The following is a 22,705-nucleotide window of genomic DNA, read 5'->3' on the forward strand; positions in this document are numbered from 1 at the left end:
GATCACCAATAACCGATCATTTCAGAAATAATTAGTCGTTTTGAGTGAATAACGCAGATCAAAATGCTGTTTTGTTGGTTCGGTGTTAAATGGATGTTTTAATTGTGTTTAAGGAGGGCGAATATAGCCGTGAAAATAATCTCATCGTTATTTTCATGGCTATATTCAGGCTGGTAAGTTTTTATTTAAAATTAAAGTGAATACTTATTCAGATCATAAACCGATATCCGATACCGGTTTCTGTTAATAAATGACGAGGACGCGCGGGATCGGCTTCAAGCTTCTGGCGAAGGTGTCCCATATAAATGCGTAAATAGTGACTATGCTCGACAGCATTCGGCCCCCAGACCTGGCTTAACAGCTGTCGCTGCGTTAACACTTTACCATGGTTATTGAGCAGCACGGCCAGCAGACGAAACTCAATAGGCGTAAGGTGGATCTCTTCTTCTCCTCTTACAATGCGGCGTGCAGCAAGATCGACGCGGATATCGCCAAAGGCGTACACCGGGTCGGAAGGGGAGGTGGCACTGTGTCGACGCAGCGCCACACGAAGCCGGGCCTGTAACTCGCCAATGCCAAACGGTTTGATCAGATAATCATCCGCTCCGGCATCCAGCGCGGCGATTTTATCCGTCTCTTCGGTGCGGGCAGAGAGCACCAGAATAGGCATCTGGCTCCACTGACGCACCTCACGAATAAAATCGATGCCGTCGCCATCCGGAAGTCCCAGATCCAGGATCACCAGATCTGGCTTGCGGGTCGCGGCTTCAATCAACCCTCGTTGAAGCGTTCCGGCTTCATGAACGCGCAAACCGTCGCCTTCCAGCGCGGTACGCAGAAATCGGCTGATAGCGAGCTCATCTTCAACAATCAGAACGTTAATCACAAATCCTCTGGTAATTCATCAAGTTCTGGTGGGCTTTCCAGAGGAAGTGTAACACAAAAGCGTGCCCCACCTTCCGGGCGGTTCTCTGCGGAAATGGTGCCGCCATGCACGTCGACAATCGCCTGGCAGATCGCCAGCCCCAGCCCAACGCCAGGAATGGCGGATTCCTTATTACCGCGCGCAAATTTTTCGAATATGGCGCGCTCCTGACCGGCCGGAATACCCGGCCCGTTATCCCAGACGTCGAGCCGCAGCACACGTTTATCCACCCTGGCAGCAATCCCCAGCCGGGCCTTTGCCCCGGCGTATTTAGCGGCATTTTCCAGAAGATTAATCAGCACGCGCTCAAACAGCGGGCCATCCACATGGATTAACGTCAGGGGTTCCGGCATGTCCAGCTCAATATGGCGCCCGCCGAGACCCGGCTCCAGCATCTTCAGCGCACTGCCGACAACCTCCTCAAGGGTGAGCCACTCTTTTTTGAGGTTAAACCCGCCGGACTGAATGCGCGCCATGTCCAGCAGGTTGTTCACCAGGCGCGTGGTATTCAGCACGTGCTGGCGAATTTCGCTGGCCTGCATCGCGTGCTTTGATCCTTCCGCCGCCAGATCCAGCGTCAGAATTTCGGACTGGCCAAACAGCACGGTAAGCGGCGTGCGCAAATCGTGAGACAGCGCTGCCAGCAGCGAGTTGCGAATACTTTCGCGCTCGCTTGCCAGCCGCGCCTGCTCTTCGCTGGCGGTGAGCGCCAGCCGTTCAAGGGCGCTGGCGACCAGCAGGGTGAAGGTTTCAAGCAGGCGCTGCTGCTCGGGGATCATCAGCTGACGCAGGTTAGACGGCTCGACGATGACCAGCCCGTGATTTTTATCCGCGCTGCGCAGCGGCAGGATCTGGTAAGGCACGCCGGGCAGCGTGTCGGTGCCGGCGCCGGCAGGTAAACCCTTATCGAAACTCCAGCGGGCAATCGCTTCATCCCAGGGCGTCATCCCCGAAGGGGAGGTCAGCGGGCGAAGGCGCCCTTGTTCGTCGGGGAGCAAAATCAGGTTACTGGCATGAAAGGTCGAACGGATAAACTGCTCGCTGGTCTGCACGATATCTCGCTGCGTGCGGCCAACCGCCAGCGATTTTGACATTTCATACAGATGGCGCGTGCGCTGCTCGCGATAGCGGGCAATGCGTGCCTGGTAGCGCACGCCTGCCGTCAGATTCCCGATCACCAGCCCGACGGTAAGCATCACGGCAAAGGTCAGAATGTACTGCACGTCCGAGACAGCAAGCGTCCCGCGCGGAGCAATAAAGAAGAGATCGAAGCTGATGACGTTGATCACCGTCGCCAGCACCGACGGCCAGCGGCCATAAAAGAGCGCGACCACAACGACGCCGAGCAGATAAATCATGACCAGATTGGCGGCGTCGAAGGCGATGAGCCACTGGCTGGCAATCACCGTAATCAGGGCGCAGAGGACCACGGCCACCATGCAGCCCCGGATCTGAATGCGCCATTTATCGCCAAAGGTGCGAGCGTCCGGCGTACGGTTGGGCAGGGGGGCGGGCTTGTCATCCAGCGCGACGATGACTAAATCAAGATCCGGCGCGCGGCGGGCCAGCCTGTCGGCAAAAGATTCGCGGCTAAACCAGCGGCGGTGCTGGCGACGTCCAATGACAATCTTGCCCAGGTTGTGCTCCCGCGCGTAGCGCAGAATGGCTTTATCTTCCTGCGGATCGGAAAGGGTTGCGGTTTCGGCGCCCAGCTCCTGCGCCAGCCGCAGCGCGCTCAAAATGGCGCGGCGCTGATTTTCCGGCAGGCCATGCAGCTGCGGCGTTTCGACGTAGACCGCGTGCCAGACGCTGCCAAACTTCGCTGCAAGCCGGGCGGCGGTGCGAACCAGTTTTTCGTTGCCGCTGCCGTGACCAATGCATAACAGAATGGCGTCCCGCGTGTGCCAGACGCGCTCTTGTCCCTGTAGGTCTCGCCAGGCGCGCATCTGGTCATCAACGCGATCGGCGGTGCGGCGCAGGGCCAGCTCGCGCAGGGCAATCAGGTTTCCTTTGCGGAAAAAATGTTCGATGGCGCGTTCGGCCTGGCCGGCAATATACACTTTGCCTTCATGCAGGCGCTGGCGCAGATCGTCCGGCGGCAGGTCAACCAGTACGACTTCATCGGCAGAATCAAAAAACGGATCGGGGACGGTTTCCCGCACCTGGATACCGGTTACGCCGCTCACCACGTCGTTCAGGCTTTCCAGATGCTGAACATTCACCGTGGTGAAGACGTCAATGCCTGCCTCAAGCAGCTCCTCAACATCCTGCCAGCGCTTCGGATGGCGGGAGCCTGGCGCATTGCTGTGCGCCAGTTCGTCCATCAGGATCAGGGCAGGGCGGCGGGCAAGGGCGGCATCAAGATCAAACTCCGTGACCAGCCGCCCGCGATGGCTGATACGCTGGGGCGGCTGCGTCGCCAGCCCCGTCAGCAGCGCAGCCGTCTCTTTGCGACCGTGGGTTTCCACCACGCCGATGAGAATATCAAGCCCCTGCGCCCGAAGCCGCTGGGCTTCCATCAGCATGGCGAAGGTTTTCCCGACACCCGCGCAGGCGCCGAAAAAAATTTTCAGCTTGCCACGGTGGGCTTCAGCCGTCTGTTCAAGCAGCCTGTCCGGATCCGGGCGCATGGGCTCGTCGGTCATTTAGTTCTTCCTTAGCGCATCCAGCGCCAGATTCAGCTCAACAATGTTCACTACCGGCATGCCGATGAAGCTGACCAGCGGCTTTTGCGTATGTTCTGCAACCAGCTGGCTCACCTGCTCGACGGTCAGCTGACGGGCGGCGGCCACGCGTGGGATCTGCCAGACCACCGCGTCCGGCGTCAGGCTGTAATCCAGCCCGCTCGCGGAGGCGGTGACCAGCTCAACCGGCACCTCACGGCTGGCCTGCGGATTCGCAGCGCGCAGGGCGGCAACGCGTTCAGCAATGGCTTTGTCCAGGTCAGGGTTACTGCCCGCCAGATTGCTGCCGCCGGAGGCCATTGGATTATACGGGCTTTCCGCAGTGGCGGAAGGGCGTCCCTGGAAGTAGCGTGGGTCCGTAAAGTTCTGCCCAATCAGACGCGAGCCGCGGTTTTCACCGTTCTGGATAATCAGCGAGCCGTTGGCCTGATCCTGAAACCACCACTGGCCCAGCGCGGTAGTCATCAGCGGGTAAAGCCCGCCGGTAATCAGAGACAGCAGAATAAACAACAGTATAGCGGGACGTAACATCGTCATTGGATCCACCTTTTAAACCAGCCCGAACAGCGTTAGCAACATGTCGATAACCTTGATCCCAATAAAGGGCACCACCAGCCCACCCAGACCGTAAATCCACAGGTTACGGCGCAGCATGGCGGCGGCCGTCAGCGGCTTATAGCTCACCCCTTTCAGCGCCAGCGGAATAAGAAAGACAATAATCAGCGCGTTGAAGATCACCGCGCTCAGAATGGCCGAGGCCGGAGAGTGCAGGTGCATCACGTTCAGGGCATTTAGCTGCGGGTAGGTTGCCGCAAACGCCGCCGGAATGATGGCGAAATACTTTGCCACGTCGTTGGCGATACTGAACGTGGTCAGCGAGCCGCGCGTCATCAGCATCTGCTTCCCGATGTGCACCACCTCGATCAGCTTGGTCGGGTTCGAGTCGAGATCCACCATGTTGCCCGCCTCTTTTGCCGCCTGGGTACCGGAGTTCATTGCCACCGCCACGTCGGCCTGCGCCAGCGCCGGGGCGTCGTTGGTGCCGTCGCCGGTCATCGCCACCAGACGACCTTCCGCCTGATACTGGCGAATGAGCGCCAGCTTCGCTTCCGGCGTCGCTTCGGAAAGGAAATCATCCACGCCCGCTTCGGCGGCAATGGCCGCCGCAGTCAGACGGTTATCCCCGGTGATCATCACCGTTTTAATGCCCATCTTACGCATCTGGGCGAAACGCTCTTTTATACCGCCTTTAACGATATCCTTCAGAGCGATCACCCCCAGAACGCTTGCACCTTCCGCCACCACCAGCGGGGTTGCCCCCTGACGCGCCACGCTTTCCACCAGATGGTCGACTTCCGGGGGGAAGTGTCCATTATTGGCTTCAATATGACGGCGAATGGCATCAACGGACCCTTTACGGATCATCCGGTCCTGAATGTTAATGCCGCTCATGCGGGTTTGCGCCGTGAAGGGAACGAACGTGGCGTGCAGGCTTTGTACGTCGCGCTGACGCAGGTTAAAGCGCTGCTTGGCGAGGATCACGATACTGCGGCCTTCCGGCGTTTCATCAGCCAGCGAGGAAAGCTGCGCCGCGTCAGCCAGCGTTTTTTCATCCACGCCGGGAGCAGGTAAAAAGTCAGAGGCCTGACGATTGCCCAGGGTGATGGTCCCGGTTTTATCCAGCAGCAGAACGTCTACGTCCCCCGCCGCTTCAACGGCGCGTCCGCTGGTGGCGATGACGTTCGCGCCCAGCATCCGGCTCATCCCCGCCACGCCAATCGCGGAAAGCAGGCCACCAATAGTGGTGGGGATCAGACAGACCAGCAGGGCGATCAGTACGGTGATGCTGACCGCTGTACCGCCGTAGGCGGAGAAGGGCCACAGGGTCGCCGTTGCCAGCAGGAAGACAATGGTGAGCGCCACCAGCAGAATGGTCAGGGCGATCTCGTTCGGCGTTTTACGACGCTGTGCGCCTTCCACCATGGCGATCATCCGGTCGAGAAAGGTTTCGCCCGGGTTAACGCTGCACTGGATCACCAGCCAGTCGGAAAGAATGCGCGTTCCGCCGGTAACTGAGGCGAAATCTCCGCCCGACTCACGGATCACCGGTGCGGATTCCCCGGTAATGGCGCTTTCGTCTACCGACGCGCCGCCCTCAATCACTTCCCCGTCGCAGGGGATGATGTCGCCGGCTTCCACCAGCACCACGTCACCTTTACGCAGTTCATCCGCCGGTACGTGGTCCATCTGCGCGCCGTATTTAGGTTCGCGTAATTTGCGCGCAAAGGCGGTTTTTTTGACCCCTTTCAGACTGTTGGCCTGCGCTTTACTGCGGCCTTCCGCCAGCGCTTCGGCGAAGTTGGCGAACAGCACGGTAAACCACAGCCACAGGCTGATGGCGCCGGTAAAGGTTGCATTCCCCAAAAGGTGTCCCGTTCCCATGGCAATCGCCAGTACGGTGGTGAGTAAACTTCCAGTCCAGACAATAAACATCACCGGGTTGTGCCACTGGACGCGCGGGCTCAGTTTTTTTACCGCATCCATGAGGGCCTGACGAACTAAGGTCGGTTCGAGCAGGGCCAGTTGTTTACGACTCATGAAAAATTCTCCGCAAAATCAGCGTAAAGAGAGATATTCCGCAACCGGGCCTAACGCGAGGGCGGGGATAAAGGTCAGGGCACCTACCAGCAGAACGGTGCCAATCAGCAGGCCGACGAACAGCGCGCCGTGAGTCGGTAACGTACCGGTGGTGGTCGGCTGGATCTTCTTATTCACCAGTGTTCCGGCGATCGCCATGACGGGAATAATCACGCCGAAACGACCGACGAACATGCAGAACGCCAGCAGACAGTTCCAGAACGGTGAGTTGGCGCTTAACCCTGCAAAGGCGCTGCCGTTGTTGTTTGCGGCAGACGAAACGGCGTAAAGCACTTCGCTAAAGCCGTGAATGCCCGGGTTAAAGATGCCGCTGCGCCCGGCGTCGGTCATCAGCGCCAGCGCGGTACCGAGCAGCACAAGGGCGGGGGTGACCAGGATCGCCAGCGCGGTTAATTTCATTTCGCGGACGTCGATTTTTTTGCCGAGATATTCCGGCGTGCGGCCGATCATCAGCCCGGCGATAAACACGGCGAGCAGGACGAACAACAGCATGCCGTACAGCCCCGAACCGACCCCACCGAAAACTACCTCGCCAATCTGCATCAGCCACATCGGGATCATGCCGCCGAGCGCGGTGAAAGAGTCATGCATGGCGTTCACCGCCCCGCAGGAGGCCGCCGTGGTGACCACCGCATAGAGGCTGCTGGCAAGAATGCCGAAGCGGCTCTCTTTGCCTTCCAGGTTGATATTGCTGTTAGCCCCCAGCTGCATGAAGTGGCTGTTGCCGTTCCATTCGGCCCACATCACCAGTGCTACGCAGACCACGAAGATTAACGACATGGCCCACAGCAGCGTACGGCCCTGGCGGCGATCGTTAACTACATCGCCAAAGGCGAAGCAGAGCGCGGTGGGGATCAGGAAGATCGTCAGCATCTGTACAAAATTGGTTAACGCCGTTGGGTTTTCAAACGGATGCGATGAATTGGCGTTGAAGAAGCCGCCCCCATTGGTGCCCAGCATCTTGATTGCTTCCTGCGACGCCACCGGCCCCATTGGCAGGAGTTCCCTGGCCCCTTCAAGCGAGGTGAAAGGGGTATAAGGCAGCAGGTTTTGCAGAGTGCCTTGCTGAATAAAGAACAGGGCAATAATCAGCGCAACAGGCACCAGGATCCAAAGGGTGATGCGTGTGACATCAACCCAGGCGTTGCCGAGAGTGCTGACATTCTGACGGGCAAACGCGCGCGTCAGGGCGAAGATCACCGCGATACCGCTGGCCGCAGAAAGAAAGTTCTGCACGGTTAACCCGGCCATCTGGCTGAAGTAGCTGAGCGTGGTTTCACCGGCGTAAGACTGCCAGTTGGTGTTGGTGACAAAGCTGACCGCCGTGTTCAGTGCCAGATGCCAGGATAACCCCGGTAAATGCTGCGGGTTCAACGGCAGACTGCCCTGGAGTATTAGCAGCGTAAAGAGAGCAATAAGCCCCACGATATTCAGAAGCAGTATCGCCATCAGGTATTGGCGCCAGTTCATTTCCCGGTCGCTGATACCTGAAATGCGCCAGAGCACATTTTCAATATTTCGCGTGCCCGGCAATGGCACGTTGTTTATCAGCCGCGCCAGCGCTGTTCCCAGCGGCCTGGCGAACACAAACAGTACCAGTAAAAAGCTGGCAATAAGCAAAAACGCCTGAGCAGCCATCAGAATGCCTCCGCATTAATCAGGGCATAAATCAGATAACCCAATAACAGGAACACCAGCACGATGCCGGCAATCAGACCTGCACTCACACTCCACCTCCGGGTGACTTTTGTTGTTGTACAAACGGTAGGATTTGTGGCGCAAAGATTTCGCAAAAATCAGAAGGGCAGGTGTAAAAAAAGTATAAAAAAGGGAAAAGCCACAATTTAACTATTGGTAAGTAAATCGTTAACTTTTTTGTAACTTAATTACAGGCATGAATGTAAATATTCACGAAATGGATGAAAATAAGTGGTCGGATGAGTAGTAAAATTACAAACAAAGCGGTATTATTTTAACCAGGTCACAGATTTCACATTTTCCGGAGACGGTTTCCGGCCAACTACAGGGGAGAAAAATATGGATCTTTATAAAGAGTTTCCGGCTCATATCATTTTCATGCGTCGCACTTTCGCCGTTGTGGCTGGCGTGCTGGCCCTGCCGGTGATGCTGTTCTGGAAAGATCGCGCACGTTTCTACAGTTACCTGCATCGCGTCTGGGCGAAAACCAGCGAGAAGCCGGTGTGGATGGATCAGGCCGAGAAAGCAACCTGCGATTTCTACTGATACGGTGTGACATCTTAGCCATAAAAAAACCGCCTACAGCAAAGTGGCGGTTTTTTTGTCCCTCGGGATTCGCGGTCCGTTGGGTAATCTTGCAGCCCCTACCCGGGATTTTTATCATACCCTTCTTTAAAAAGTTCGCAATCCACTTCACCTTTATAAATTCCTAATTTTACTGAAATAACTTACTTTTGGCGTTGGTGTTAATTATGATGCCACGTCCCTTTCCGCCATCTCGCAAATGGGCATCGGTCCTGGGAAAGGTGTATCCATAGCCGTAAAGCAGCCCACCTACCCGGGCTTGTGTCCACCGATTTATCACCGGTGGTGATAGGTGGAGCGGTTAGCAGCAGGGACCGCATAGTGAAACGCTATTTATGCATTGCGTTCACTGTCGCCAGCGCACTCGTTGTAAAGAGTGATAAACCGGATGTGTTTATTGCCTTTACCCCGATAGTGCAGGACAAGTAGCGTTAAGGCCGCCTCGGGCGGCCTTTTTTATTTCATCCCGTCTACACTTCATGGCAAAGTAGTTCAATGCATGCCTTTTTCCTTTTACGGCATGCCCTTACGGACATAATGGACAATTGCCAGGAGTTTTATGCCCACCCATCTGGTTTGGTTTCGCGCGGATTTACGCATTCACGACAACTTCGCTCTCGCGGCGGCCTGCCGCGCTAAAGACGCGAATGTGCTGGCCCTGTTTATCGCCACGCCTGAACAGTGGCGGCAGCATGACATGGCGCCCCGGCAAGCGGCACTGCTCAGCGCGTATCTGAATGACCTGCAACATTCACTGGCCGAAAAAGGCATTCCGCTGATCTATAAAGAGGCCCATGATTTTGCCGCTCAGCGTCAGACGGTGCAGGCAATCTGCCAGCAGTACGCAGTAACGCATCTTTATTACAACTATCAGTATGAATTCAACGAGCAGCAGCGGGATCGTCAGCTGGAGAAATCCCTCGCGGGCGTGGTCTGTGAAGGCTTTGATGACAGCGTGATGCTCGCGCCTGGCAGCGTAATGACCGGCAGTCACGAGATGTATAAAGTTTTCACGCCGTTTAAAAATGCCTTTATCAAACGCCTGAAAGAGGGACTACCTGAGTGCGTTACCGCCCCGTCCGTGAGAGGGGAAACGATAACGGATCTGCCGGCGATCAGGCTGAATTATCCCCAGCAGTCGTTCGATGAAACAGTGTTCCCCGCCAGCGAGAAAGCGGCTATCGCCCGGTTGCGTCAGTTCTGCGCGCAGGGGGCGGTTGAGTACGAGGCGTGTCGGGATTTTCCAGCGATTGAAGGCACCAGCCGCTTGTCGGCCTGTCTAGCGCTGGGCGCGCTCTCTCCGCGCCAGTGTTTACATCGCCTGCTGGCGGAACAGCCTCAGGCGTTAGACGGGGGGGCGGGCGCAGTGTGGCTGAACGAACTGATCTGGCGTGAGTTCTATCGCCATCTGATGACGTATCATCCTGATTTGTGTAAACATCGGCCCTTTATTCGTTGGACCGAACAGGTACAGTGGCAGTCGAATGAGAAGCTGCTTAAGGCATGGCAGCATGGGCTTACCGGCTTCCCGATTGTTGATGCAGCTATGCGGCAGCTCAATGAAACCGGGTGGATGCATAACCGTCTGCGTATGATTACCGCCAGCTTCCTGGTGAAGGATCTGCTTATCGACTGGCGAACCGGAGAGCGTTATTTTATCTCTCAGCTGATCGATGGCGATCTGGCGGCGAATAACGGCGGCTGGCAGTGGGCGGCCTCCACCGGAACGGATGCGGCTCCCTATTTTCGGATCTTCAATCCGACCACGCAGGGACAACGATTTGACGCCGACGGCGAGTTTATCCGCCGCTGGCTGCCTGAGCTTAAGGATGTCCCGGCCAAAGCCATTCATGAACCCTGGGTATGGGCGGATAAACAGCGTGTTACCCTGAACTATCCCCGTCCCATTGTCGACCATAAACAGGCGCGCGTCGCCACGCTGGCGGCGTACGAAGCCGCCCGAAAAGTTTGAGAGAATGATGATGAAAAACAGTGAACTGGAACGCCTGATTAACGAAAAACTCAACACGGCTTCGTTTAGCGACTACGGCCCGAATGGCTTGCAGGTGGAGGGGCGCGAGACGGTGCAAAAAATCATCACCGGCGTGACGGCAAGCCAGGCGCTGCTGGATGAGGCGGTGCGTCAGGAAGCCGATGCGGTGATTGTCCACCACGGTTATTTCTGGAAAAACGAATCACCGATTATTCGCGGCATGAAGCGCAACCGACTCAAAACGCTGCTGGCGAATGACATCAACCTGTACGGCTATCACCTGCCGCTCGATGCGCATCCTGAGCTGGGGAACAACGTTCAGCTTGCGCAGCTGCTGGGGATTACCGTGATGGGTGAAATTGAACCCCTGGTGCCGTGGGGCGAACTGTCGATGCCAGTTCCGGGTTTGGAGCTGGCCTCGTGGATCGAAGCGCGCCTGGGGCGTCGTCCGCTGTGGTGCGGCGACACCGGGCCGGATACCGTGAAGCGCGTGGCATGGTGCACCGGCGGCGGCCAGGGCTTTATTGACAGCGCGGCGCGTTTTGGTGTCGACGCCTTCATTACCGGCGAAGTCTCCGAGCAGACTATCCACTCAGCCCGTGAACAAGGCCTGCATTTTTACGCGGCGGGCCATCACGCCACCGAGCGTGGCGGCATCCGCGCCCTCAGCGAGTGGCTGACGGAAAATACCGATCTGGATGTGACGTTTATTGATATCCCTAATCCGGCCTGATGAGAGGTAGTTAAGTGCAGCGAGCGCGTTGTTATCTTCTGGGTGAAACCGCAGTGGTTCTGGAACTTGAGCCTCCGGTGACGCTTGCCACGCAAAAGCGTATCTGGCGTCTGGCTCAGCGACTGCCCGAGCTACCCGGCGTGGTTGAAGCTATTCCGGGTATGAATAATATCACCGTGGTGCTGCGTGATCCGCACACGGGGGCGCTGGATGCCATTGAGCGTCTGCAACGCTGGTGGGAGGAGAGCGAGGCGCTGGAGCCGGAATCGCGGACGATTGAGATCCCGGTTGTCTATGGCGGCAAGGGAGGCCCCGACCTTGGCGTGGTGGCCGAGCACTGTGGATTAACGGAGAAGCAGGTTGTGGAGCTGCATAGCTCAGTCGACTATGTTGTCTGGTTTTTGGGATTTCAGCCGGGTTTCCCCTATCTGGGCGGGTTATCGCCCCAGCTGCATACGCCGCGCCGGGCTGAGCCGCGCCTGAGCGTACCGGCGGGCAGCGTGGCGATTGGTGGCGAGCAAACTGGAATTTATCCGCTCGCTTCACCGGGAGGCTGGCAGCTGATTGGGCACACGTCCACGCCGTTATTTGAACCAGGCCAGGACGCGCCCATACTCCTGCGGCCGGGGGATACGCTGCGCTTTATCCCACAGAAGGAGGGAGTATGTTAACGCTTATTCGCGCAGGGCTTTACACCTCGGTACAGGATGCCGGGCGTTTTGGGCTGCGTCAGTCGGGCGTGAGCTACTGCGGTGCGCTCGATCGCCCTTCGCTGGAGATTGCCAACCTGCTGGTAGGTAACGCAGGCAGCACGGCGGCGTTAGAAATTACGCTGGGTCAGTGCGTGATTGAGTTTGGTCAGGAAACCTGGTTTGCCTTAACCGGCGCGGGCTGTGACGCGACGCTGGACGGCAAAGCGGTGTGGACCGGCTGGCGCCTGCGGGCGAAGGCCGGGCAGCGTCTGACGCTCAAGCGTCCTCTGCACGGCGTGCGTAGCTATCTTGCGGTAGCGGGGGGGATCGACGTGCCGGAGGTGCTGGGCTCATCCAGCACCGACCAGAAAGCGGGAATGGGCGGCCATGAAGGACGGCTGCTGCGTGACGGCGATCGTCTGCGGATAAAGACCTCAACGCGCCATTTCACCACCACGCAGGGCGTGAAACAGCTGCTGTGGAGGAACGTGATCCGCGCCTTACCAGGACCGGAATACCAGGAGTTTGATGAAGCCGCGAAAGAGTCTTTCTGGCGCTCGCCGTGGAAGATCAGCCCGCAGAGTAACCGCATGGGTTACCGGCTTCAGGGACAGCCGCTGACCCGCACGACTGACCGGGAGCTGCTTTCCCATGGTCTGTTGCCGGGGGTGATTCAAGTGCCAGGCAACGGACAGCCCATCGTACTGATGAACGATGCGCAAACCACGGGAGGATATCCGCGTATTGCCTGCATTATCGATGCCGATCGCTACCATCTGGCGCAAATTCCTCTCGGTCAGCCAATTCATTTTGTGCAGTGTTCGCTGGAGGAGGCACTGAAAGCCCGGCAGGATCAGCAGCGTTATCTCGAACAGCTGGCGTGGAGGCTCGATGGTAAAGATTGATTTAAACGCCGATCTGGGAGAGGGCAGCAGCGCCGATGCGGCGCTGATGACGCTGGTCTCCTCGGTGAATATCGCCTGCGGGTTTCATGCCGGCGATGCGCAGACCATGCTGGCGAGCGTGCGCAATGCCATGAAAAACGGCGTGGCGATAGGCGCTCACCCCAGCTTTCCGGACCGGGAAAACTTTGGCCGCACGGCGATGGATCTGCCGCCTGAGACGGTTTACGCGCAAATGCTCTACCAGATCGGCGCGCTGGAGGCGATAGTGCGCGCTGAGAATGGCGTGTTGCGCCACGTCAAGCCGCACGGCATGCTCTATAACCAGGCGGCGAAAGATCCGGCGCTGGCAGATGCCATTGCCCGCGCGGTGCGGGACTGCAATCCGCGTCTGGTGCTGGTTGGCCTGGCGGGCAGCGAGCTTATCCGTGCCGGCGAACGGCTGGGGCTGAGCACGCGGCAGGAAGTGTTTGCCGATCGGGGATACCTGCCGGACGGCAGCCTGGTTCCGCGCACGCAGGCCGGTGCGCTGATCACCGACGAAGGTAAAGCGTTGGCGCAGACGCTGGAGATGGTGCGCTTCGGGCGAGTAACCTCAACGGAGGGTACAACGGCAAACGTTCAGGCTGATACGGTGTGCTTACACGGTGACGGCGAGCATGCGCTCCAGTTTGCGCGACGTCTGCGGGCGGCGTTCTCGGAAGAGGGCATTGTTGTCAGCGCAGAAAAATCATGAAAGGACAATAACATGCCAGAAGGTCCGGAGATCCGCCGCGCGGCGGATAGCCTGGAGGCGGCGATAAAGGGCAAACCTCTGACACACGTCTGGTTTGCCTTTCCTCAACTCAAGCCGTTTGAATCGCAGCTGGTGGGGCAGACGGTGACCCACATTGAAACGCGCGGCAAAGCGTTACTCACCCACTTTTCCCATAACCTGACGTTATACAGCCATAATCAGCTTTACGGCGTCTGGCGGGTGGTGGAGGCGGGTGAACAGCCGCAAACGACCCGCGTGCTACGCGTGCGGCTACAAACGGCGGATAAGGCGATCCTGCTCTACAGCGCCTCTGATATCGAAATGTTAACGCCGGAGCAGTTGCTCACGCACCCGTTCTTACAGCGGGTTGGGCCGGACGTGCTGGATATGCGCCTGACGGCGAGCGATGTGAAGGCCCGACTGCTATCGCCCACATTCCGCAACCGGCAGTTTTCCGGGCTGTTGCTCGATCAGGCATTTCTGGCGGGGCTGGGAAACTACCTGCGGGTGGAGATCCTCTGGGAAGTCGGGCTGGCACCGCAGCACAAAGCTTCTCAGCTGAGCGATGAACAGCTGGAGGCGCTGTCCCACGCGCTGCTGGACATCCCGCGGCTGTCGTACAACACGCGTGGCATCGTAGATGAAAACAAGCACCACGGGGCGCTGTTCCGGTTCAAGGTGTTTCATCGGGCGGGGAAGAAGTGCGAGCGGTGCGGCGGGATTATCGACAGGATTATGCTCTCTTCGAGACCCTTTTACTGGTGTCCACATTGTCAAAAATAAAAAAGCCGGGTGGCGGCTACGCCTTACCCGGCCTACGTTTCGTATTTGTAGGCCCGGTAAGCGGTAGCGCCACCGGGCTTAACTTTTAGCGCTTCAGGTCAGACTTAAAATCACGCTGCTCGTAGCCGGTATACAGCTGACGAGGACGGGCGATTTTCATGCCTTCGCTGTGCATTTCGTTCCAGTGCGCAATCCAGCCCACGGTACGCGCCATGGCGAAGATCACGGTGAACATGGAAGACGGAATGCCCATCGCTTTCAGAATAATGCCAGAGTAGAAATCGACGTTCGGGTAGAGTTTCTTCTCGATGAAGTACGGGTCGTTCAGCGCGATGTGTTCCAGCTCCATCGCCACTTCCAGCAGATCATCTTTGGTGCCCAGCTCTTTCAGCACTTCGTGGCAGGTCTCACGCATGACGGTCGCGCGAGGGTCGTAGTTTTTGTAAACACGATGACCGAAGCCCATCAGACGGAAGGAGTCATTCTTGTCTTTCGCGCGGCGCACGAACTCAGGAATATGCTCAACGGAGCTGATCTCTTCCAGCATCTTCAGTGCTGCTTCGTTCGCGCCGCCGTGCGCCGGTCCCCACAGGGAGGCGATACCCGCAGCGATACAGGCAAACGGGTTCGCGCCGGAAGAGCCTGCGGTACGGACGGTAGAGGTCGAGGCGTTCTGTTCGTGGTCAGCGTGCAGGATCAGAATACGGTCCATCGCGCGCTCCAGCACCGGGTTCACTTCATACTCTTCGCACGGCGTGGAGAACATCATGCGCAGGAAGTTACCCGCGTAGGAGAGGTCGTTGCGTGGATACACAAACGGCTGACCGATAGAGTATTTGTAACACATCGCCGCCATGGTAGGCATTTTGGAGAGCAGACGGAACGCCGCGATATCACGGTGACGTGGGTTATTCACGTCCAGAGAATCGTGGTAGAACGCCGCCAGCGCACCGGTAATACCGCACATAACCGCCATCGGATGAGAGTCACGACGGAACGCATGGAACAGACGGGTAATCTGCTCATGGATCATGGTGTGACGGGTCACGGTGGTTTTAAATTCATCGTATTGAGCCTGCGTCGGTTTTTCGCCGTTCAGCAGGATGTAGCACACTTCCAGATAGTTGGATTCGGTGGCTAACTGATCGATGGGGAAGCCGCGATGGAGCAGGATACCTTCGTCACCGTCAATGTAGGTGATTTTGGATTCGCAAGATGCGGTGGAGGTGAATCCAGGGTCAAAGGTGAATACCCCTTTGGAACCCAGCGTACGGATATCAATAACATCCTGACCGAGCGTGCCTTTTAGCACATCCAGTTCAATAGCATCATCACCATTTAGGGTGAGTTTTGCCTTTGTATCAGCCATTTACGGTCTCCTTAGCGCCTTATGCTTAAGACTGCGCTTTACCGGATTTGCTTTCAGCTGTTAATCATCGTTACCAGATTGTTATTTGGCTTACCGCTCAGCTCACGAGGAGAAACCAGGGTACAGAGCTATGGCGCCTTGCAGGTAAACGAATGAAATATCAGTGAAACAACAGCAAATCAGCGTTTTTGCAGTCCGAATTATTCAAACCTGTATATCACTAATAACTGTCCTGATAACTTCGGTCAATACCATCACACTGTTACATAACTATTTGTCAGGTGAAAGAGAGACCTCATAACTTTTGCGCATTATATGCCTTTTCTGATGACGTTTGTAACAATATTGTTTAACATTTGTCAAATCAGATGATTAAAATTTAAAAAGATGTTGTTATCGTGACCCCGATCACTGTTCCAGAGAAAACCCAACAAACTGTATGTAGGTTAATTGTAATGATTTTGTGAACGGCCTATACTGCCGCCAGGTCTCCGGAACACCCTGCAATCCCGAGCCACCCAGCGTTGTAACGTGTCGTTTTAGCATTTGGAAGCAATGTTTTGCATGACGCGCAGTTATAGAAAAGGAACGCTGTCTGACCCGCATCGCAGTCCGGAGGAAGGAAACAATAAGAACAGCATGTGGGCGTTATTCATGATAAGAAATGTGAAAAAACAAAGACCTGTCAATCTGGATCTCAAAACGATCCGATTCCCTGTAACAGCAATAGCGTCCATTCTGCACCGTGTTTCTGGTGTGATTACGTTTGTGGCGGTCGGTATCTTGCTGTGGTTACTGGGAACCAGCCTCTCATCCCCTGAAGGATTCCTCCAGGCCTCAGCCATCATGAACAGCTTCTTCGTGAAATTTATCATGTGGGGCATTCTGACCGCGCTGGCCTATCACGTGGTTGGTGGCGTTCGCCATATGCTGATGGACTTTGGCTACCTGGAAGAGACGTTCGAGGCCGGTAAACGTACCGCTAACATTTCATTTGTGATCACTGTCGTGCTTTCACTTCTCGCAGGAGTTCTCGTATGGTAAGCAACGCCTCCGCATTAGGACGCAACGGCGTACATGACTTCATCCTGGTCCGTGCTACCGCCATCGTTCTCACCCTTTACATCATCTATATGATCGGTTTCTTCGCGACCAGCGGGACGCTGACGTGGGAAATCTGGAGTGGTTTCTTCGGATCGGCCTTCACCAAAGTGTTCACCCTGCTGGCCCTGTTCTCCATCCTTATTCATGCCTGGATTGGCATGTGGCAGGTGTTGACCGATTACGTTAAACCGCTGGCGATTCGCCTTCCGCTGCAACTGATTATTGTTGTTGCTCTGCTGGTTTACGTCATTTATGGATTTGTTGTGGTGTGGGGTGTGTAATGAAACTGCCAGTCAGAGAATTTGATGCTGTTGTGATTGGTGCGGGTGGCGCAGGTATGCGCGCCGCACTGCAAATTTCCCAGAGCGGCCAGACCTGTGCGCTGCTCTCTAAAGTATTCCCGACCCGTTCCCACACAGTGTCTGCGCAGGGCGGTATCACCGTTGCGCTGGGTAATTCCCATGAAGATAACTGGGAATGGCACATGTACGATACGGTAAAAGGTTCCGATTACATCGGTGACCAGGATGCCATCGAATATATGTGTAAAACCGGCCCGGAAGCGATTCTGGAGCTGGACCACATGGGTCTGCCGTTCTCCCGTCTGGAAAATGGCACCATCTATCAGCGTCCGTTTGGCGGCCAGTCGAAAAACTTCGGCGGCGAGCAGGCGGCACGTACCGCAGCGGCGGCTGACCGTACCGGCCACGCGCTGCTGCACACGTTATATCAGCAGAACCTGAAAAACCACACCACCATCTTCTCCGAGTGGTATGCGCTGGATCTGGTGAAAAACGCCGATGGCGCCGTGGTGGGTTGTACCGCCCTGTGCATCGAAACTGGTGAAGTGGTCTACTTCAAAGCCCGCGCTACGGTGCTGGCGACCGGCGGTGCAGGCCGTATTTACCAGTCCACCACCAACGCCCACATCAACACCGGTGATGGTGTCGGTATGGCTATCCGCGCGGGCGTGCCGGTCCAGGACATGGAGATGTGGCAGTTCCACCCAACCGGTATCGCCGGGGCGGGCGTACTGGTGACAGAAGGCTGCCGTGGTGAAGGTGGCTACCTGCTGAACAAACATGGCGAGCGCTTCATGGAGCGTTATGCGCCAAACGCGAAAGACCTGGCGGGCCGTGACGTGGTGGCGCGTTCCATCATGATCGAAATTCGTGAAGGCCGCGGCTGTGACGGCCCTTGGGGTCCACACGCGAAGCTGAAACTCGACCATCTGGGTAAAGAAGTGCTGGAATCCCGTCTGCCGGGCATTCTGGAGCTGTCCCGCACCTTCGCGCACGTCGACCCGGTGAAAGAGCCAATTCCGGTTATCCCAACCTGTCACTACATGATGGGCGGTATTCCGACCAAAGTGACCGGTCAGGCGCTGACCGTGAACGAGCAGGGCGAAGACGTGGTCATCCCAGGCCTGTTCGCGGTAGGCGAAATAGCCTGCGTATCCGTGCACGGCGCAAACCGTCTGGGCGGCAACTCCCTGCTGGACCTGGTGGTATTTGGTCGTGCGGTGGGGCTGCATCTCCAGGAATCTATTGCCGAGCAGGGCGCGCTGCGTGATGCGACCGACGACGAAATCGATGCCTCTCTTGAGCGCCTCAACCGCTGGAACGGCAACCGTAACGGCGAAGATCCGGTGGAAATTCGTAAAGCGCTGCAAGAGTGTATGCAGCACAACTTCTCGGTATTCCGGGAAGGTGACGCGATGGCCAAAGGGCTTGAGCAGCTGAAAGCGATTCGCGAGCGTCTGAAGAATGCCCGTCTGGACGATACCTCCAGCGAGTTCAACACCCAGCGCGTTGAGTGCCTTGAGCTGGATAACCTGATGGAAACCGCGTTCGCCACTGCGATGTCGGCAAACTTCCGTACCGAAAGCCGTGGCGCCCATAGCCGCTTCGACTTCCCGGATCGTGATGACGAAAACTGGCTGTGCCATTCCCTGTATCTGCCAGAGTCGGAAACCATGACGCGTCGTAGCGTTAATATGGAACCGAAACTGCGTCCGGCGTTCCCGCCGAAGATTCGTACTTACTAATGCGGAGTCAGGATAATGAAACTCGAATTCTCAGTTTATCGTTATAACCCGGATGTAGACGATGCTCCGCGTATGCAGGATTACACCCTCGAAGCGGAAGAAGGTCGCGACATGATGCTGCTGGATGCCTTAATCCAGCTGAAAGAGAAAGATCCTACGCTGTCGTTCCGCCGCTCCTGCCGTGAAGGGGTGTGTGGTTCTGACGGTGTGAACATGAACGGCAAAAATGGCCTGGCCTGCATCACGCCAATTTCTGCGCTAAACCGCCCTGGCCAGAAAATTGTTATCCGTCCTCTGCCTGGCCTGCCGGTCGTGCGTGATTTGGTGGTGGACATGGGGCAATTCTATGCACAATATGAGAAGATTAAGCCTTACTTATTGAATAATGGGCAAAATCCACCCGCTCGCGAGCACTTACAGTCTCCTGAGCAGCGTGAAAAACTCGATGGGTTGTACGAGTGTATTCTCTGTGCATGCTGTTCAACGTCATGCCCGTCGTTCTGGTGGAATCCGGATAAATTTATCGGCCCTGCGGGTCTGCTGGCTGCCTATCGCTTCCTGATCGACAGCCGCGATACCGAAACCGAGAATCGTCTGGAAGGGCTAAGTGACGCTTTCAGCGTATTCCGCTGCCATAGCATCATGAACTGCGTCAGTGTGTGTCCTAAGGGGCTGAACCCAACGCGCGCCATCGGTCATATTAAGTCGATGTTGTTGCAGCGCAGTGCGTAAGTAGTGAGAGGGGAGCGCTGTTCCCCTCACCCTAACCCTCTCCCAAAGGGAGAGGGGACAGATTGCAGAAACCTTTAAAAACTGCCCTGAAGTTTAGACAGTTTCTAAAGGTTCCTTCGCGGGCCAAATGAAAAGAGCTCGCAGGTGAACCCCGGCACGTACACGTGGTGTGCGTGGTAGTTTCTACGGCGAAAGTAAGCATAAAAATGCTTAAGGGATCACGATGCAGAACGGCGCAATGAAAGCCTGGCTGGACTCTTCTTACCTCTCTGGTTCAAACCAGAGCTGGATAGAACAGCTCTATGAAGACTTCTTAACCGATCCTGACTCAGTGGACGCAAACTGGCGTTCCATGTTCCAGCAGTTGCCTGGTACAGGGGTCAAACCGGATCAATTCCATTCAAAAACACGTGATTATTTCCGTCGTCTGGCGAAGGATGCCTCACGTTACTCTTCTGCGATTTCCGACCCTGACACCAATGCGAAGCAGGTAAAAGTCCTGCAACTTATCAACGCTTATCGCTTCCGTGGTCACCAGCATGCGAATCTCGATCCGCTGGGACTGTGGCAGCAGGAACGTGTAGCGGATCTCGATCCGGCTTATCACGATCTGACCGAGGCCGATTTCCAGGAAAGCTTTAACGTAGGTTCTTTTGCCATCGGCAAAGACACGATGAAGCTGGGCGATCTGATTGACGCGCTCAAGCAAACCTACTGCGGCTCCATCGGCGCGGAATATATGCACATTACCTCCACCGAAGAGAAACGCTGGATCCAGCAGCGTATCGAATCCGTGGCAGGCCACGCGAATTTCTCAGCAGAAGAGAAAAAACGTTTCCTCAGCGAACTGACCGCAGCGGAAGGACTTGAGCGCTATCTGGGCGCGAAATTCCCTGGCGCAAAACGCTTCTCACTGGAGGGCGGCGATGCGTTAGTCCCGATGCTGAAAGAGCTGATTCGTCATGCCGGTAAGAGCGGTACGCGCGAAGTGGTGCTGGGCATGGCGCACCGTGGACGCCTTAACGTGCTGGTTAACGTGCTGGGTAAAAAGCCGCAGGATCTGTTCGACGAATTTGCGGGTAAACATAAAGAGCACCTCGGCACCGGTGACGTGAAGTACCACATGGGCTTCTCGTCTGATATCGAAACCGAGGGCGGTCAGGTTCACCTGGCGCTGGCATTTAACCCGTCGCACCTGGAAATCGTTAGCCCGGTGGTTATCGGTTCCGTGCGTGCGCGTCTGGATCGTCTGGACGAGCCGAGCAGCAATAAAGTGCTGCCAATCACCATTCACGGTGATGCGGCGGTCACAGGGCAGGGCGTGGTTCAGGAAACCCTGAATATGTCGAAAGCGCGTGGTTATGAAGTGGGCGGTACCGTTCGCATCGTAATCAACAACCAGGTGGGCTTCACCACCTCTAACCCGCTGGATGCGCGTTCCACCCCGTACTGCACCGACATCGGTAAAATGGTTCAGGCGCCAATTTTCCACGTTAACGCGGATGATCCTGAAGCCGTTGCTTTCGTTACCCGTCTGGCGCTGGACTTCCGTAACACCTTCAAGCGCGACGTATTCATTGACCTCTTCTGCTACCGCCGTCACGGCCACAACGAAGCGGATGAGCCAAGTGCAACCCAGCCGCTGATGTACCAGAAAATCAAAAAACATCCGACGCCGCGTAAAATCTATGCTGACAAGCTGGAAAGCGAAAAAGTGGCGACGCTGGAAGATGCGACCGAGATGGTCAACCTCTACCGCGACGCGCTGGACGCGGGTGAATGCGTAGTGAAAGAGCTGCGCCCAATGAACATGCACTCCTTTACCTGGTCGCCGTACCTCAACCACGAGTGGGACGAGAGCTACCCGAACAAGGTTGAGATGAAGCGTTTGCAGGAGCTGGCTAAACGCATCAGCACCGTGCCGGAAGCGATCGAGATGCAGTCCCGCGTGGCCAAGATCTATGGCGATCGCCAGGCCATGGCGGCGGGTGAGAAGCTGTTCGACTGGGGCGGGGCGGAAACGCTGGCCTATGCGACGCTGGTTGACGAAGGTATTCCGGTTCGTCTGTCCGGTGAAGATGCGGGTCGTGGCACCTTCTTCCACCGTCACGCGGTTGTGCATAACCAGTCTAACGGTTCAACGTATACTCCGCTTCAGCACGTGCATAACGGTCAGGGCCAGTTCAAGGTCTGGGACTCCGTGCTGTCAGAAGAAGCGGTTCTGGCCTTCGAATACGGCTATGCCACCGCAGAACCCCGCACCCTGACTATCTGGGAAGCGCAGTTCGGTGACTTCGCCAACGGTGCGCAGGTGGTTATCGACCAGTTCATCTCCTCCGGTGAGCAGAAGTGGGGCCGTATGTGCGGTCTGGTGATGCTGCTGCCGCACGGCTATGAAGGACAAGGGCCGGAGCACTCCTCCGCGCGTCTGGAGCGTTATCTGCAACTCTGCGCCGAGCAGAACATGCAGGTTTGCGTGCCGTCCACTCCGGCTCAGGTTTACCACATGCTGCGTCGTCAGGCGCTGCGCGGTATGCGCCGTCCGCTGGTAGTCATGTCGCCAAAATCCCTGCTGCGCCATCCACTGGCGGTCTCCAGCCTGGAAGAGCTGGCAAACGGCACCTTCCTGCCGGCCATCGGTGAAATTGACGAGCTGGATCCGCAGGCCGTTAAGCGTGTCGTAATGTGTTCTGGTAAGGTTTATTACGACCTGCTGGAACAGCGCCGTAAAAACGATCAAAAAGATGTCGCCATCGTGCGTATCGAGCAGCTTTATCCGTTCCCGCATCAGGCGATGCAGGAAGTGCTGAAACAGTACGCTCACGTTCATGATTTTGTCTGGTGCCAGGAAGAGCCGCTCAACCAGGGCGCATGGTATTGCAGCCAGCATCATTTCCGTGAAGTGATTCCATTTGGGTCTGCCCTGCGTTATGCAGGTCGCCCGGCCTCCGCCTCTCCGGCGGTAGGGTATATGTCCGTTCACCAGAAGCAGCAACAAGATCTGGTCAATGACGCGCTGAACGTCGATTAATTAAAGGATACA

19 protein-coding genes are annotated in these 22,705 nt (G+C 56.6%); 12 read left to right on the forward strand and 7 right to left on the reverse strand.

The features are described from left to right. Nucleotides 1-208: 208 nt before the first annotated feature. The 6 genes from kdpE to kdpF are packed head-to-tail and all read right to left on the reverse strand — an operon-like array spanning nt 209 to nt 7,994. A complete protein-coding gene (gene kdpE, locus DD597_RS00610; RefSeq protein ID WP_003858643.1) occupies nt 209-886 on the reverse strand; it encodes a two-component system response regulator KdpE in 678 nt (225 codons plus the stop codon). Continuing rightward, nucleotides 883-3,570, reverse strand: a complete 2,688-nt coding sequence (gene kdpD, locus DD597_RS00615; protein ID WP_023324324.1) for a two-component system sensor histidine kinase KdpD — start codon at nt 3,568-3,570, stop codon at nt 883-885. The genes kdpE and kdpD overlap by 4 nt, the downstream gene beginning before the upstream one ends. After that, nucleotides 3,571-4,146 carry a potassium-transporting ATPase subunit KdpC gene (gene kdpC / locus DD597_RS00620; RefSeq protein ID WP_003858641.1) on the reverse strand — a complete coding sequence of 192 codons (576 nt, stop codon included), beginning with the start codon at nt 4,144-4,146 and terminating at the stop codon, nt 3,571-3,573. It lies immediately after the preceding gene. 12 nt (nt 4,147-4,158) lie between these two features. Beyond that, the gene (gene kdpB, locus DD597_RS00625) at nt 4,159-6,207 is read right to left on the reverse strand and encodes a potassium-transporting ATPase subunit KdpB (RefSeq protein WP_022650611.1); all 2,049 of its coding nucleotides are present in this window, start codon (nt 6,205-6,207) and stop codon (nt 4,159-4,161) included. Nucleotides 6,208-6,225: 18 nt separating this feature from the next. Then, nucleotides 6,226-7,905: a potassium-transporting ATPase subunit KdpA gene (gene kdpA / locus DD597_RS00630; protein WP_063401314.1), complete on the reverse strand. Its 1,680-nt coding sequence runs from the start codon at nt 7,903-7,905 to the stop codon at nt 6,226-6,228. Next, the gene (gene kdpF / locus DD597_RS00635) at nt 7,905-7,994 is read right to left on the reverse strand and encodes a K(+)-transporting ATPase subunit F (protein WP_003858638.1); all 90 of its coding nucleotides are present in this window, start codon (nt 7,992-7,994) and stop codon (nt 7,905-7,907) included. The genes kdpA and kdpF overlap by 1 nt, the downstream gene beginning before the upstream one ends. Nucleotides 7,995-8,304: 310 nt before the next feature. Here kdpF and DD597_RS00640 point away from each other — a divergent pair, with 310 nt between their 5' ends. The 7 genes from DD597_RS00640 (at nt 8,305) to nei (ending at nt 14,410) form a co-directional block, all read left to right on the forward strand. Next, nucleotides 8,305-8,511 carry a YbfA family protein gene (locus DD597_RS00640; RefSeq protein WP_003858637.1) on the forward strand — a complete coding sequence of 69 codons (207 nt, stop codon included), beginning with the start codon at nt 8,305-8,307 and terminating at the stop codon, nt 8,509-8,511. A gap of 598 nt (nt 8,512-9,109) precedes the next feature. Beyond that, entirely contained in the window at nt 9,110-10,522 is a 1,413-nt protein-coding gene (gene phrB, locus DD597_RS00645; RefSeq protein ID WP_129255863.1) for a deoxyribodipyrimidine photo-lyase, read from the forward strand. Between the two features lie 10 nt (nt 10,523-10,532). After that, the gene (locus DD597_RS00650; RefSeq protein ID WP_003858635.1) at nt 10,533-11,276 is read left to right on the forward strand and encodes a type 2 GTP cyclohydrolase I; all 744 of its coding nucleotides are present in this window, start codon (nt 10,533-10,535) and stop codon (nt 11,274-11,276) included. Nucleotides 11,277-11,290: 14 nt separating this feature from the next. After that, nucleotides 11,291-11,947: a 5-oxoprolinase subunit PxpB gene (gene pxpB / locus DD597_RS00655; protein ID WP_003858633.1), complete on the forward strand. Its 657-nt coding sequence runs from the start codon at nt 11,291-11,293 to the stop codon at nt 11,945-11,947. Beyond that, nucleotides 11,941-12,873 carry a 5-oxoprolinase subunit PxpC gene (gene pxpC / locus DD597_RS00660; protein WP_129255864.1) on the forward strand — a complete coding sequence of 311 codons (933 nt, stop codon included), beginning with the start codon at nt 11,941-11,943 and terminating at the stop codon, nt 12,871-12,873. Before pxpB ends, pxpC begins: the two co-directional genes overlap by 7 nt. Beyond that, nucleotides 12,860-13,606, forward strand: a complete 747-nt coding sequence (gene pxpA, locus DD597_RS00665) for a 5-oxoprolinase subunit PxpA (protein ID WP_129255865.1) — start codon at nt 12,860-12,862, stop codon at nt 13,604-13,606. The genes pxpC and pxpA overlap by 14 nt, the downstream gene beginning before the upstream one ends. A gap of 12 nt (nt 13,607-13,618) precedes the next feature. Next, nucleotides 13,619-14,410: an endonuclease VIII gene (gene nei, locus DD597_RS00670; protein WP_129255866.1), complete on the forward strand. Its 792-nt coding sequence runs from the start codon at nt 13,619-13,621 to the stop codon at nt 14,408-14,410. A gap of 85 nt (nt 14,411-14,495) precedes the next feature. Here nei and DD597_RS00675 read toward each other — a convergent pair whose 3' ends face one another. Next, nucleotides 14,496-15,779 carry a citrate synthase gene (locus DD597_RS00675; RefSeq protein ID WP_003858624.1) on the reverse strand — a complete coding sequence of 428 codons (1,284 nt, stop codon included), beginning with the start codon at nt 15,777-15,779 and terminating at the stop codon, nt 14,496-14,498. A gap of 639 nt (nt 15,780-16,418) precedes the next feature. Here DD597_RS00675 and sdhC point away from each other — a divergent pair. The 5 genes from sdhC (at nt 16,419) to sucA (ending at nt 22,693) form a co-directional block, all read left to right on the forward strand. Then, on the forward strand, nt 16,419-16,823 hold the full coding sequence (sdhC, locus tag DD597_RS00680) for a succinate dehydrogenase cytochrome b556 subunit (protein ID WP_026080740.1): 405 nt from the start codon (nt 16,419-16,421) through the stop codon (nt 16,821-16,823). Continuing rightward, nucleotides 16,817-17,164: a succinate dehydrogenase membrane anchor subunit gene (sdhD, locus tag DD597_RS00685; protein ID WP_003858621.1), complete on the forward strand. Its 348-nt coding sequence runs from the start codon at nt 16,817-16,819 to the stop codon at nt 17,162-17,164. Before sdhC ends, sdhD begins: the two co-directional genes overlap by 7 nt. Further along, nucleotides 17,164-18,930, forward strand: coding sequence for a succinate dehydrogenase flavoprotein subunit (sdhA, locus tag DD597_RS00690; protein WP_003858619.1), 1,767 nt, complete (start codon nt 17,164-17,166; stop codon nt 18,928-18,930). The genes sdhD and sdhA overlap by 1 nt, the downstream gene beginning before the upstream one ends. 15 nt (nt 18,931-18,945) lie before the next feature. Then, nucleotides 18,946-19,662 carry a succinate dehydrogenase iron-sulfur subunit SdhB gene (gene sdhB / locus DD597_RS00695; protein WP_003858617.1) on the forward strand — a complete coding sequence of 239 codons (717 nt, stop codon included), beginning with the start codon at nt 18,946-18,948 and terminating at the stop codon, nt 19,660-19,662. Nucleotides 19,663-19,885: 223 nt separating this feature from the next. After that, nucleotides 19,886-22,693 (forward strand): 2-oxoglutarate dehydrogenase E1 component, encoded by a 2,808-nt coding sequence (gene sucA / locus DD597_RS00700; protein WP_003858615.1) that lies wholly within the window; start codon nt 19,886-19,888, stop codon nt 22,691-22,693. Nucleotides 22,694-22,705: the final 12 nt, after the last annotated feature.

This window comes from Enterobacter cloacae complex sp. 677-3DZ2D5B, from assembly GCF_004136695.1.
Classification (GTDB): Bacteria; Pseudomonadota; Gammaproteobacteria; order Enterobacterales; family Enterobacteriaceae; genus Enterobacter; species Enterobacter hormaechei_C.